At 35.9% G+C, this 12562-nt stretch carries 15 protein-coding genes; 4 read left to right on the forward strand and 11 right to left on the reverse strand.

The window, feature by feature from the left end:
• Positions 1 to 23: 23 nt before the first annotated feature.
• The 5 genes from ACYSNW_RS06200 to pepA all read right to left on the reverse strand — a co-directional run bounded on the left by ACYSNW_RS06200 (position 24) and on the right by pepA (position 4055).
• On the reverse strand, positions 24 to 1136 hold the full coding sequence (locus ACYSNW_RS06200) for a YncE family protein (protein WP_461743615.1): 1113 nt from the start codon (positions 1134 to 1136) through the stop codon (positions 24 to 26).
• A gap of 169 nt (positions 1137 to 1305) precedes the next feature.
• The gene (ytpR, locus tag ACYSNW_RS06205) at positions 1306 to 1923 is read right to left on the reverse strand and encodes a YtpR family tRNA-binding protein (protein WP_461743616.1); all 618 of its coding nucleotides are present in this window, start codon (positions 1921 to 1923) and stop codon (positions 1306 to 1308) included.
• 125 nt (positions 1924 to 2048) lie between these two features.
• Positions 2049 to 2507: a universal stress protein gene (locus tag ACYSNW_RS06210; protein ID WP_461743617.1), complete on the reverse strand. Its 459-nt coding sequence runs from the start codon at positions 2505 to 2507 to the stop codon at positions 2049 to 2051.
• A 148-nt stretch (positions 2508 to 2655) separates the two neighbouring features.
• Positions 2656 to 2973, reverse strand: coding sequence for a thioredoxin family protein (locus ACYSNW_RS06215; RefSeq protein WP_461743618.1), 318 nt, complete (start codon positions 2971 to 2973; stop codon positions 2656 to 2658).
• Positions 2974 to 2981: 8 nt separating this feature from the next.
• Positions 2982 to 4055, reverse strand: coding sequence for a glutamyl aminopeptidase (gene pepA, locus ACYSNW_RS06220; protein WP_461743619.1), 1074 nt, complete (start codon positions 4053 to 4055; stop codon positions 2982 to 2984).
• Between the two features lie 304 nt (positions 4056 to 4359).
• Here pepA and ACYSNW_RS06225 point away from each other — a divergent pair, with 304 nt between their 5' ends.
• Positions 4360 to 4701 carry a PepSY domain-containing protein gene (locus tag ACYSNW_RS06225; RefSeq protein ID WP_461743620.1) on the forward strand — a complete coding sequence of 114 codons (342 nt, stop codon included), beginning with the start codon at positions 4360 to 4362 and terminating at the stop codon, positions 4699 to 4701.
• Between the two features lie 60 nt (positions 4702 to 4761).
• Here ACYSNW_RS06225 and trmB read toward each other — a convergent pair whose 3' ends face one another.
• The 5 genes from trmB to ACYSNW_RS06250 form a co-directional block, all read right to left on the reverse strand.
• Positions 4762 to 5406, reverse strand: a complete 645-nt coding sequence (gene trmB / locus ACYSNW_RS06230; RefSeq protein ID WP_461743621.1) for a tRNA (guanosine(46)-N7)-methyltransferase TrmB — start codon at positions 5404 to 5406, stop codon at positions 4762 to 4764.
• A gap of 172 nt (positions 5407 to 5578) precedes the next feature.
• Positions 5579 to 6358, reverse strand: coding sequence for a phosphotransferase (locus tag ACYSNW_RS06235; RefSeq protein WP_461743622.1), 780 nt, complete (start codon positions 6356 to 6358; stop codon positions 5579 to 5581).
• Positions 6359 to 6457: 99 nt separating this feature from the next.
• Positions 6458 to 7324 (reverse strand): D-amino-acid transaminase, encoded by an 867-nt coding sequence (dat, locus tag ACYSNW_RS06240; protein ID WP_461743623.1) that lies wholly within the window; start codon positions 7322 to 7324, stop codon positions 6458 to 6460.
• Position 7325: 1 nt separating this feature from the next.
• A complete protein-coding gene (locus ACYSNW_RS06245) occupies positions 7326 to 8543 on the reverse strand; it encodes an ABC transporter permease (RefSeq protein WP_461743624.1) in 1218 nt (405 codons plus the stop codon).
• A 1-nt stretch (position 8544) separates the two neighbouring features.
• Positions 8545 to 9282, reverse strand: a complete 738-nt coding sequence (locus ACYSNW_RS06250; protein ID WP_461743625.1) for an ABC transporter ATP-binding protein — start codon at positions 9280 to 9282, stop codon at positions 8545 to 8547.
• A gap of 134 nt (positions 9283 to 9416) precedes the next feature.
• Between ACYSNW_RS06250 and ACYSNW_RS06255 the strand changes: the two genes are divergently transcribed.
• The 3 genes from ACYSNW_RS06255 (at position 9417) to ACYSNW_RS06265 (ending at position 11429) form a co-directional block, all read left to right on the forward strand.
• Entirely contained in the window at positions 9417 to 9845 is a 429-nt protein-coding gene (locus tag ACYSNW_RS06255; protein WP_461743626.1) for an HIT family protein, read from the forward strand.
• Positions 9845 to 10189: a YtxH domain-containing protein gene (locus ACYSNW_RS06260; protein ID WP_461743627.1), complete on the forward strand. Its 345-nt coding sequence runs from the start codon at positions 9845 to 9847 to the stop codon at positions 10187 to 10189. The genes ACYSNW_RS06255 and ACYSNW_RS06260 overlap by 1 nt, the downstream gene beginning before the upstream one ends.
• Positions 10190 to 10382: 193 nt before the next feature.
• On the forward strand, positions 10383 to 11429 hold the full coding sequence (locus tag ACYSNW_RS06265) for a peptidylprolyl isomerase (protein ID WP_461743628.1): 1047 nt from the start codon (positions 10383 to 10385) through the stop codon (positions 11427 to 11429).
• 188 nt (positions 11430 to 11617) lie between these two features.
• Here ACYSNW_RS06265 and ACYSNW_RS06270 read toward each other — a convergent pair whose 3' ends face one another.
• Entirely contained in the window at positions 11618 to 12562 is a 945-nt protein-coding gene (locus ACYSNW_RS06270; RefSeq protein ID WP_461743629.1) for a 3'-5' exoribonuclease YhaM family protein, read from the reverse strand.

Raw genomic sequence — 12562 nt, forward strand, 5'->3', positions numbered from 1 at the left:
TTGATTAGTTTACTCTTTTTTTATCAATCAATCAGCTTATGATAATCAAGTTCTAGCACCCGATCAACCCATGTTTTTTCAACTAAACGATACGGTTTAGCCGCAGATTCAAAAATCAAGTAAATTTTGCCATCTTTCTCTGATAGTTGTTCCGCATGAGCTGGTAGCTCGATTATTTTGTCGACCTGTTTATCTAAAAACTCCGTTTGCTGTTTGTTATAATCAAAAATCAACAATTTCGAATCAGACATCGCACCATAAGATTGAGTAATCAGCATTTTATCTTTATAAAAAGTGATTCCTTGCAATTCGCGAACCACCTCATCGCTGGTATCACTTTTATCTAAATCGATGGTTGTTCGAACGCTATGTTCAAACGCTGGTTGCCCTGTCGCTTGTCCATTTTCATCTAACGGATAGGCTTCTAAGCGACCTTCTTGTTGCGGATCAAAATAGCCCACATAAATAGTGCTATCGTGATACGTAATCACAGATGCACGGCTCAATTGAGGTAGTTCAACTTGCTGTGTATACTCAATCGGTTCGTGATCTACTTCAAAATCATAAGCCTCTAACTGTGCTAAAGGAAACGCCACAATTTCAGCTCGATCATCATAGCGACTGCAGACCCAAATATTTTCAGCAATTGGATCATACGTAACGCCTCCTACATGAGGCTGACCTTGTAACACAATCGTTTTCATATATTCGCGTGATTCTTTATCTAATACATAGATTACCGAATTATGTTCGTGATCGTTACAATAAGAAGAAATTAATAAATAATCATCTGTCGCAGTTACACCTTGTGGAGTCATAGAATCACAAATAGATGGCTTATGAGAGGTGTCATCTACTAAGGAAATCGTCTCCAATAATCCTGGAATCACATACATCCCAAAATCTGTTTCGTCTTTATGCGCTTCAATCGTACTTTTATATAATACTGGAAACTTTTCTAAGGCTCTCGCTTGTTCCTCAGCTGTTTGATAAATTGCCGGTAATGGATTCGTTGTAATTTGTTCCTCAGAAATCGTTTTTTCCGTTTTAGTTACTTCTTTTGAACGATTTGCTGTACACCCAACTAAAAATATAAAACTAACTACAAAAAAAACCATTATTTTGCGCCACTTCATTTTTACCCTCTCCATTCTTGATTTAGCTGTTCATTTTATAATGATACTCCTGCTTATGTTTAAATAAAAAATCCTGACCCTGTTCAATCATTTAATTTAAAATACAAAAATTAGATCAACATCTTTTTTAAGTATTTCTAAGCATTCAACAGAATCAAGATATTCTTTTTTATTTTCCTACAGAAAAGGCTTCACCTACAACTGCATCAAAAGGTAATTCCAGAATTCCTTTTTTCTCAGGCGCATTGGCTAATCGTAATTCTTTTGCAGAACAAATCATACCAAAGCTTTCTTCTCCGCGTAAAACACCAGGCCAAATCATCAAGCCATCCGGCATCATTGCACCAGGTTTGGCAACCACTACTTTTTGACCCGCCTTGATGTTTGGTGCGCCACAGACGATTTGTAATACTTCCTCTTCGTCTACTTGTGTTTGCGTAATTGAAAGATGATCTGAATCTGGATGTGCCTTGCACGACTTAACAAAACCAACAACGATTTTAGGGCTGTTATCAACAGTCAATGTATCCGAAAAACCCGCATCTATGATTGCTTGATTGACTTTAGCCAATTGTTCATCTGATAAAACGACTTGTCCTTGTCCTTCGATTTCACCTAAAAGAGCTGACGCATCGAAAAGATTCCAAGCAACCACTTGATCTGTTTCTTTAACCTTCACACAGGTCACATTGCCTTTTCGTTCTGCTTTATTTTCTTGCCCTTTATCGTTAGCTACGATGATTAATAGTACATCACCAATATGTTCTTTATTATATGAAAAAATCATTTTCCTACCTCCTCGTTCATCTCCTGTCCTATCTTAACAAAAAAAGAGCGAAGATGCATGGTATTTCTTTAGTTAACTCAAAAATGACCCAAAAATTTCGTTAATTTCTTAACTTATTCAAGCCTCTATTCCGCTTCTGGACGAATAATCAAGACATCACAAGGTGCATGACGAATAATATAGCTACTAACACTTCCAATCACCATTCGCTCTACTGCATTCAATCCTGACTGTCCTACCATAATCAAATCAACGGCATATTTCGCTGGCAATTCTTTCGCAATTACCTCTTTCGCGACACCATAAGTCAAAACGGTCTCAATTTTCTCGACACCTGCCTGTTTAGCCGCAAGTTTGCATGAATCCAACAGATTTTGTGCATCGGCTTTTTCTTGATCAATCAACTCATTATTCAATGAAGAAAAACCCATCAACGTATTGTACATCTGACCTTCAATCACATGGGTCACAATAAGTTGTCCTTGATTTCTTTTCGCTACATTAAGCGCTTTTTCAAACGCCGCCTTCGCTTGCTCACTACCATCTATTCCAACTAAAATTGTTTGATATGCATGTTCAATCATTTGACTCATCTCCTAAAAATAGTTTGATTTAACGTAATTTACACTCTCTATTAAAGAACAAACTGAACTTCACGCAAAATACTACTTATTTTTTTGTAAAGTCCAGCTTTGCTTTTACTCTATTCAAATGTAAAAATTACACCTAGTCCTACTTGGTTAAGCCACTTAAAAACTGACTGATTTCTTCCTTCGTCTTGCGATTTTTATTCACTAAACGACCAAGTTCTTTCCCATTTTCTGTTACAACAAAACTCGGAATTCCAAAAATATTCCAAGTAGATGCCAAATCAATAAATTGGTCTCGATCGATTTCGACAAAACGAAATTCAGGAAATTCTTGCTCAATTTCTGGCATAACAGGATGAATAAAACGGCAATCACCGCACCAATCTGCCGTAAAAAAGAAAACTGTTTTTTCTGTTTCAACATACGTTGCAATTTCTTCAAGTGAAGTCGGTTTAATCATTTAGCTTCCTACTTTCCATAAATAATTGTATTGACTGTTGTTTTATCTAACCCTTTTAAAACTTGAATCAGCATTTCACGTGCTGCTTCAAAATCACTGATACTGAACATCGTTTGATGGGTATGAATATATCTGGCACAGACACCAATCACCGTACTTGGCACTCCATTATTCGTTGTATGAGCTGCTCCAGCATCCGTTCCACCTTTGGAAACAAAATATTGATACGGGATATTATGTGTTTCAGCAATATCCAAAAGGTATTCACGAACACGAGGTAAAGTGATCATTCCAGGATCATAAATACGCAATAACGTTCCTTCCCCTAAATGACCGTATGTGCCTTTTTTCGTTTTAAGATCGTCTGCCGCTGAACAATCCACCGCAAAAAACAAATCTGGTTTAAATTTATGCACAGAAGGTTTTGCTCCGCGTAAACCAACTTCTTCTTGCACATTGGCACCTGCAATCAAGGTATGACCTAATGATTCATTTTGTAGTGCTTCTAACGCTTCTAATACCACCGCACAACCGTAACGATTATCCCAAGATTTACTAATGATATTTTTACCGTTTGCTGTTTTGATTGTTTCAACTAAAGGAACGATACTATCTCCTGGTCGTACACCATAAGCATAGGCCTCTTCTTTAGATTCAAAGCCTGCATCAAATAAAATATCACTAACTTCTAACGGTTTTTGATTCCCTTTTCCTCGTAGTAAGTGGGGAGAAACCGAAGAAGAAATACACGGATAATTCCCTTTTTTCGTTTTTAATGTAAAACGTTGTGAAGAAACCACGTAAGGATTCCATCCCCCCAATTGTACTACTTGAAATAGACCATTATCAGTGATTTGTGTCAACATAAAGCCGACTTCATCCATATGTGCCGCTACCATGACTCTTGGCGCATCATTCGCTGCTTTTTTGATTCCAAAAATCCCGCCTAATCCATCATATTGTACTTCATCAACTAGCGGTGTCAGCTGCTTTTTCATATAAGAACGTACATCATCTTCAAAACCACTTGTTCCTTGTAGTTCAGTTAACTCTTTGATTCGTTGAAATGTTTTCGTTTCCATTATTCTTACCTGTCCATTTTCTTAAAGAGGCTTGGATAAAAGCGATTGGCTCTGACAGAGCTGCTTTTGCATCACCGTTTGTTTGGTTTTAGAAGATAAAACAACGTGTGCTTTACTTTTATACCCTCTATAGTTAGCAATTCTTTATGGACATTCCTTTCTTTAGGCTATCAAGTTGATTATAACGCAAACTATTTTAATTGAACACGATTATTGTTTTTCCCCATTTCTATGCAATGTGTTAAAATAAGAACAAAGCCAACAATTGTCGGCAATTTATTAGAAGATACGGAGGTTGTTTCCAGTGGATAATGAAAATGAATTAGGCTATTTTAAAGGCGGCTTAGCTTTAGGGATCAGTCTAGGTGTCATAAGTGGGATTGCTTCAACCTTATGGTATCAAAAGAAACGAACAATCGAGGCAGATGTTGTATTAGAAAATGTAAAAGAAGCTTTTTTGAACGAAGGACCCATTGAAGGCTCTTGGATTGAATTTGAGAAAAAACCATTAAGAAAATTTGCGATTCATTCGAAAACGTATACTGGTGGTATCTCACGTTTAGAAGATGGTGTAAGAGTTCAATATGAATTTATTGCCGATGCTTATACAGGAACTGTTATTGATGTCAAACGGGTGAAAGCTTAAAAATAAAAATCGTACCGTGCATACGCTATGCACGGTACGATTTTTACTATTTTCTATCCATTATTCTGCCTGAAATCTTGCTTCAACGCGATAAATAGGTTGCCCTTTTGCCGAAAATTTTGCTTCATATTCTGTCATAATATTGCCTTCATAATTGCTAGCATGTAAATCCAGCCAAACTTGTTCTAGAATCATCCCATATTTCGAAAAACTACTTAACGAGTATTCAAATAACCCACGATTATCGGTTTTAAAATGAATTTCACCGTTTGGCTTTAGAATTTTTTCATCTGTTTCTAAAAATGTGCGATATGTCAAACGACGTTTTTCATGTCTCGTTTTTGGCCACGGATCAGAAAAGTTTAAATAAATTTGATCGATTTCATTTTCAGCAAAATAGTGCGTCAAGGCCTCTCCATTTACATGTAATAATTGTAAGTTCGGCAACTCTTCAGCTAATGCTTTTTCTAAAGCAAGCGACAACACACTAACTTGCATGTCAATCCCAATATAGTTGATTTCAGGATGCGCTTTTGCCATGTCGACAACAAATTGCCCTTTTCCTGAACCAATTTCAATATGAATCGGATGATCATTTCCAAATCGTTTTGTCCATTTCCCTTGCCATTTTTCTGGCTCATCTACCACTAATTCTGGATGGCTTGCTAGAAGCTCCTCTGCACCAGGTCTTTTCCTCATTCTCATGTTTAGTCATTGTCCTTTCTTCAAAAAATAAAAAGCAAGTGAATAAAAGAGTCAACTCATTCGTTTCCGAAAAATCTACCTTTTGCACACTGCTTGTCCGATTTTAAAGGGTGAAACAAAAGTCGCTTTTACTTTTGTCTCACCCTTTAACCCTTCACTCTTGCCTTTTATTTTAATACTCAAATAATTGTTTTAATTTTAAAATTTCGACATTCATTGCTCTCGTTTCGCCAGCTTGTTGATGACGAAGAATCTCTTGTAAAAAATTAATGATTACATACCATTCAATTCGCTGTAAGACTTCTTCATCTGCCTGTACACCATACGAAAGCAACCATTTATTCCAATCTTCTCTAGGTACATAATGACCCAAAATCATCCCAATATCCAATGCAGGATCAGCCAACATCACTGAGTCCCAATCAACTAAATACAAATAATTATTAGAAACCAGCCAATTTCGATGATTTACATCGCCATGAACCACAGTGTAATTATGAGAAGAGTATACAGGAATATGCTCTTTTAAAGATTGATACACTCTAGAAAGATATTGATTTTGTTTTAATTCAAGAGGTAATCTTTCCTCGTAATTTTTTAATAACATCTCTGGTGTTTGAATTTGACCACCAATTTTTTGTAACATATTTTTCAACATATATGAATGGTGCAACTGATAAAGAACATCGATCACATCATTTCTTTGACCGATTTCCGATGATGAAAGAACGCGACCATCCAGCCATTGTTGCGCTGTTAGAATGTCTCCATTCGCTGTTCGTTTTGTCCAGACGAGTTTTGGGGCGATCCCTTCTTTAGACAAAGCTGCCAAAAGTGGAGAAGTATTTCGTTTAATAAATACTCTTTCCGTTGCACGTGTCCCCATATATGTTTGACCAGTTGCGCCTTTGATCGGTTCTAAATACCAATCCTTATCCAACTGAAATGCCATGGAAGTTATCTCCTATCTTCTACAATTTAAAACAGTTACAGCAGTTACCATTTTATCGCCCAAGCAGCAGAACGTCAAGTTCTTCCCTCATTCTTTTTCTTATTTCATTGGTGTCGTCCCACATTCTTCAATCACAGCAGTCCGATAAGCCTCTATTAATTGCTTCGTTATCGCGCCTGGTTTACCATCTCCAACCAAATGATTATCGACTTTTACAACGGGTGTGATTTCTTTTAGCGAGCTTGAAGTAAAGCATTCATCCGCAGTTGCTAAAAGCTCTTCTGCTACCGCCTCTTCTTTCACGGTGATACCTAAATCTTTTGCTAAACTTAAAATTTTCAACTTTGTAATTCCTGGTAAAACTAAATTTCCATCGGGATGTGTATAAAGAGTCCCATCCTTCACTAACCAAAAATTCGCGGCAGAAGTTTCTGTCACATACCCATCACGAATAAGAACTGCATCATCAAACCCTTGACGTTTGGCTTCATCAAGTGAAAGCAAGTTTCCTAATAAACTTAATGATTTAATATCACAATGTAGCCAGCGCATATCAGGAACTTTAGCCACCGTAATCCCCATAGTCATCTCATCCACAGGTAATGTATAAGGACGAATATTTCCCGTTAAAACAGCATGAACTTTTTCAGGATCTGGTAAAACATGATTTCTTGGTGCATCAATTCCGCGAGTCACTTGAAAATATAGCTTTCCTTCTGGAATCTTTTCAATAGTAACTAACTGTTTTAGATTTTCTAACAATTCCGCTCTAGAAAACGGTAAAGTCATGCGAATTTTTTCAGCTCCACGCCATAATCGATCTAAATGCTCCTCCACCATAAATAACTGACCATTATACACACGAATCACTTCATAAAGTCCATCACCATATTGATACCCACGATCTTCAATATCAATTCGTACATCTTCCCGCTCAACAATTTGATTATTCCATAAAATATACATACTACGCCTCCATCTTCTTTAAACGGTAAGGAATATAAAATTTGGTAAATCCAACGACTTCTACTAATAAGGCAACAACAACAAGCAATGCGTCTACTTTTTGTGGTAATGCAATCACCACAAACAAACTAAATAAAATCGCCGCAATAATCAATAACCAACTCACTAACTGGCTCACAGCTTTTTTCTTTTGCTGCTGAGAAACAGGATACAATTGAGTCATTACCATATAATCAAATTGAGCATAAATCGGGATTAGTTGAAAACCAATCAGATAAATAAAGAGCAGTGAAACGCCCATTGAAATCCAAAATTCTTTCAAAAAGAATAAAATCACACCACCAACTAAAACTAATCGTAGAAACAAACCACTGTACTCCGAGCCTCGTATAAAACTACGCGCATAAAGATAGAGGTACGTATTTTCGGTCGTACGTTTTATTTTATACAAAAGGGAATCTGCAAATTTACGTCGTTTCACACTACTAGATATTTCAGGAACATCCGTAAACAAGTGAATAAATTGATAAATTCGATACATCCGACTTTTCTCTTTACGAATCATTTTTTCCCAATCTAATGAAACAGATTGTTCTTTTCTTGCTAGCAGCCACTTGAATAAACCCACTTGAATCAAAGCAAGGGCGGTCCCTAAAAGAGGAAAACTATATAAACTAATCCCCATGATTAGCAAACTTGAACCCAACCATAAACCAAAAACTTGTTGGTATTGGCTCGTTGCAATCTGATATAACTCATATTTTTGTAAAAATAAATGACTCACTTTAAGGCCTAGCAACATTACTAAAAAATAAAAGAAACTAGAAAAAGCGAGTCCCGAAGAAATCACGACTAATGGCATGGTCATTCCGCCAATTAAAAGACAAGCAACGAATGGCAACCATAGAGAATAAACCAACGCTTTATTCAAGTAAGCCGGCATCTCTGTTTCTTTGGGTAAAATAAACACCTTATCCGCTTCCTCAGCTAATGTTGCCAATCGACCAATAAACAAGGTCGCAAACCAAATCAAAAGAACCAGCGGACGTCCCCAAACAAATTGTTGCGGTAAGGTTTTCAATACTTGAGAATAATAAAACCCTAAGCCACCCAAAAGAAAAATACAAACTAAGACAAAATGATCATTAAATACATACCGCATATATTTCATCATTTTTTTTAGGTGTTTGTTCAGACGAATCGTGTAAAATCCTGACATGTTACCCCACCTTTTCTTCTTTTGTTAATGCAATATAAATATCATCTAAAGAAGAATCTGGTAAATTAAATTCTTGTCGCAACTCTTCCATCGATCCAATTGCACGAATTTCTCCTTCATGCAAAACAACAAAACGATCACAATATCTTTCAGCAGTCGCTAAAATATGTGTAGACATCAAAATCGCAGCTCCTTGTTTACGCATAGTATCCATTAATTCTAATAAGGCATGAATCGCCAATGGATCTAATCCTAAAAAAGGCTCATCAATAATATACAAACTCGGTTCAATCAAAAAAGCACACAAAACCATGACTTTTTGTTTCATCCCTTTTGAGAAATTAGCTGGAAACCAATCCAATTTATTTTCTAAACGAAAGGTTTTTAGTAACGCATCTGCACGCTTAAAAGCCTCTTCTACGGGAATATCATATGCCATTGCCGTAATTTCAATATGTTCCCGCAACGTTAATTCTTCATATAAAGAGGGCGTTTCAGGAATATAACCAATTTTTTTACGATACTTTTCAGGTTGTTGCTTTAAGGTTTCTCCATCAATCGAAATTTTTCCTTTTTGCGGCGTCAGTAAGCCAATAATATTTTTGATTGTTGTACTCTTCCCAGCACCATTCAGCCCAATCAAGCCAACCATTTCACCAGCTTTTACTTCAAAATTAATATCTTTTAAAACGGGAATATGTCCATATCCTCCAGTTAAATGTTCAATCTTTAAACTCATACGTATGCCTCCAAATACTTTTAGTGTTTCTATTATACCACGAAGTTTTTTGAGATTTAATCAACTTTTACTCGCAAAAAAAATTCAAGGTATGGTAAAGTAAAAGAAAGATTAAAAACGAAAGAAGGATTCTTATGACAGACTGCATTTTTTGTAAGATTATCAACCAAGAAATTCCTAGCTATAAAGTCTATGAAGATGAAAAAGTCTACGCTTTTTTAGACATTACCCAAGTCACAAAAGGACATACACTAGTAATTCCCAAAGAACATGTAGCCGATATTTTTGACTATCATCATGATTTAGCAGCCGATGTCTTTGCTCGCGTACCTAAAATCGCTCGCGCACTAGAACGTGCTTTTCCTGAAATGGAAGGTCTAAATATTATTAACAATAATAAAGAACTTGCCTACCAATCAGTTTTTCATTCCCATATCCATTTGATTCCACGTTACGGCAAAAAAGATGATTTTTCGATTCATTTTGGAAACAATCAAGAAAATTACAATCCTGAAGAAATGAAAGAAATTGCAACTGCGATTTTTGAAAAGGTGGCGAAATAATGAGTAAATTTGCAAAAGGTCTATTATTTGGTTCAATTGTAGGAGGAATCGGCGGACTCCTTCTCGCTCCAAGAAGCGGACAAGAAACTAGAAAAAAAATTACCGATGAATTAGAAGATTTCAGTGACAAAAAACAAGCTTTTGATGATAGTTTAGACAATTTCAAGGTATCATTGAGTGCTTTTCAAGAAGCCGTTGATGTTTATGTTGAACCCTTTGTCGATGGCGTAACCAGAGATATCAATAAATTTCAATTTCAAGCGGAACACCGTTTAGCTCAAATTCAAGAACAAGCGGAAAAAATTCAAGCGGAATTACCAGAAATGCCTGAAATTGAGGAGTAGTTACTATTGAGAAACTCTTACGGAAGGATATTTATGCAAGCTAAATCGCTGAATTTGTGTCCAAAAGATGAAAATTCTTTGAAACTCTGCTTTCTATGATTCTTTTCTGAAACATAGTATGGTATAGTTATATCCGTGAGCAATAATTTCTACATAATAAAATAAAATTGAAATTTAGGAGTGCAAAAATCAAATGAAGAAAAAATTAATTTTAGCTGCAGCTGGTTTATTTAGTATCTTTGCTTTAGCTGCTTGTTCTAGCAGTTCGCAAGATATCGCTACAATGAAAGGCGGTTCAATCACTGTTGATGACTTTTTCAACCAAGTTAAAGGTAGTAGTGAAAGTCAACAAACTGTTCAAAGCATGATTATCTATAAAGTCTTTGAAGAAAAATATGGCAAAGACGTAAGTGATAAAGACGTTCAAAAAGAATTTGATAAAATCAAAGAACAAGCCAAAACACAAGGTAGCAATGTTGAAGATTTCTTAAAACAATATGGTTATACTGAGAAAAGCTACAAAGCATTGGCTAAACAACAATTAGCTTTCCAAGCTGGTCTAGATGCTCACATTAAAATTACTGATGAAGATTTAAAAACTGCTTGGGAAACTTTCCATCCAGAAGTAGAAGCGCAAATCATCCAAGTAGGGACTGAAGATGAAGCAAACGACCTTGCTAAACAATTAAAAGATGGTGGCGACTTTACTAAATTAGCTAAAGAAAAATCATTAGACACAGCAACAAAAGAAGATGGTGGAGAAATTAAATTTGACTCACAAAGCACAACAGTTCCTGCCGCTGTTAAAGAAGCTGCTTTCAAATTAAAAGATGGTGAAGTTTCTGAAGTCATCCAAGCAACTGATAGTACTGGTTATCAATCAGCTTACTACATCGTTAAAATGACTAAAAACAAAGCGAAGGGTAACGATATGGACCCTTACAAAAAAGAATTAAAAGAAATTGCTACAACAACGAAGAAAAACGATCAAGCATTCACTACAGAAGTGATTAGTGATGAATTAAAAGCAGCAAACGTTAAAATCAAAAATGATTCATTCAAAGATGTGTTAGCTAACTTTATCAAAACAGAAGATTCAAGCACTTCTGATTCTGAAAAAACAAGCAAATCATCTTCTACTGAAGAAAAATCATCTAAATCTAGTGACTCTTCTAAATCAGAAGACTCTTCAAGCAAAACTGAAGAATCATCAAGTAAAACAGAAGATTCTTCTAAATAGTTTTTACGCAATTCAAAAGAGATTAGCTACATGAAAAGTGAGCTAATCTCTTTTTTGTACTAAAAAACATGAGAAGCTACTCGATACACTTCTCATGTCTCCACGGTTATTTTTTTATTGTTCATTTTCGCTGATTGACGGTGTAAAAACACTCAATTTGTCCACTCACCAAACACATTCTACGAACTTTAGACATTTTTAGGGACATAAAAACTACGGTTATCCATCCCAAAGATACGATCGGTATACTCCCCTGGTTCCGTTTGACGAATTGAACCGAGCATCATTTGAATTGAGGCATCCATATTATCAATTTGATGCAATACTTCCGCTTCTATAATTCTTGGTCGAACTGGTGATCCATACTCCAATAATCCATGATGCGCCAAAACCATATGGCGTAATACAATCACATCTTCCTCATTCTCATCGATTTTCAAGGCAATACACGCTTTTGTGATTTCTTCATCGATTAATACCAAGTGTCCAATCAGATTTCCTGCAATCGTATATTCGGTTGCCATTGCACCCGTTAGTTCTTTAACTTTTCCTAAATCATGTAAAATAATCCCTGAATAAAGTAAAGCTGCGTTTAACTCATTGTATTCCTTACAAATAGATTTTCCTAAACGAAGCATAGAAATCGTATGATAGGCTAAACCATTGGCAAATGCATGATGATTTCTTTTAGCTGCTGGAAAGTCAAAAAACTCTTTCTGATAGGTTGTCAATAAATAGCGTACGATTCTTTGCCAATGTGCATTAGTGATTTCAAAAATGGTTTGATTAATTTCCTCAACCATTTCTTCTCTTTTAATCGGCGCACGTTCCATATATAAGGATGGATCACCCGGTTCTTCTGGACGAGCTAAACGCATATGCATGATTTTTACTTGCGGATTTCCTTGATAAACTTCTCTTTTTCCATTTAACAGAACAACGTTTCCTGATTCGTAGCGTTTGATTTCATCGTCCGCAGCATCCCAATATTTTCCATCAATCGTTCCAGATGTGTCTTGAAACGTAAATGCAATAAATTTTTTACCATTTTTCGCAACACGAACATCTGCATTTTTGATTAATAAAAACACTTCAAATGTTTCATCTACCGTTAATTCACGAATTTTTTTCAT

It is taken from the genome of Enterococcus sp. LJL99, assembly GCF_054871725.1.

Coding starts and splice junctions, on each gene's coding strand:
- ACYSNW_RS06255 (WP_461743626.1), top strand. CDS start 9,417: ATGACAGACTGCATTTTTTGTAAGATTATCAACCAAGAAATTCCTAGC.
- ACYSNW_RS06265 (WP_461743628.1), top strand. CDS start 10,383: ATGAAGAAAAAATTAATTTTAGCTGCAGCTGGTTTATTTAGTATCTTT.
- ytpR (WP_461743616.1), bottom strand. CDS start 1,923: ATGATTTTTTCATATAATAAAGAACATATTGGTGATGTACTATTAATC.
- ACYSNW_RS06245 (WP_461743624.1), bottom strand. CDS start 8,543: ATGTCAGGATTTTACACGATTCGTCTGAACAAACACCTAAAAAAAATG.
- trmB (WP_461743621.1), bottom strand. CDS start 5,406: ATGAGAATGAGGAAAAGACCTGGTGCAGAGGAGCTTCTAGCAAGCCAT.
- pepA (WP_461743619.1), bottom strand. CDS start 4,055: ATGGAAACGAAAACATTTCAACGAATCAAAGAGTTAACTGAACTACAA.
- ACYSNW_RS06210 (WP_461743617.1), bottom strand. CDS start 2,507: ATGATTGAACATGCATATCAAACAATTTTAGTTGGAATAGATGGTAGT.
- dat (WP_461743623.1), bottom strand. CDS start 7,324: ATGTATATTTTATGGAATAATCAAATTGTTGAGCGGGAAGATGTACGA.
- ACYSNW_RS06250 (WP_461743625.1), bottom strand. CDS start 9,282: ATGAGTTTAAAGATTGAACATTTAACTGGAGGATATGGACATATTCCC.
- ACYSNW_RS06200 (WP_461743615.1), bottom strand. CDS start 1,136: ATGAAGTGGCGCAAAATAATGGTTTTTTTTGTAGTTAGTTTTATATTT.
- ACYSNW_RS06215 (WP_461743618.1), bottom strand. CDS start 2,973: ATGATTAAACCGACTTCACTTGAAGAAATTGCAACGTATGTTGAAACA.
- ACYSNW_RS06235 (WP_461743622.1), bottom strand. CDS start 6,358: ATGGCATTTCAGTTGGATAAGGATTGGTATTTAGAACCGATCAAAGGC.
- ACYSNW_RS06270 (WP_461743629.1), bottom strand. CDS start 12,562: ATGAAAAAAATTCGTGAATTAACGGTAGATGAAACATTTGAAGTGTTT.
- ACYSNW_RS06260 (WP_461743627.1), top strand. CDS start 9,845: ATGAGTAAATTTGCAAAAGGTCTATTATTTGGTTCAATTGTAGGAGGA.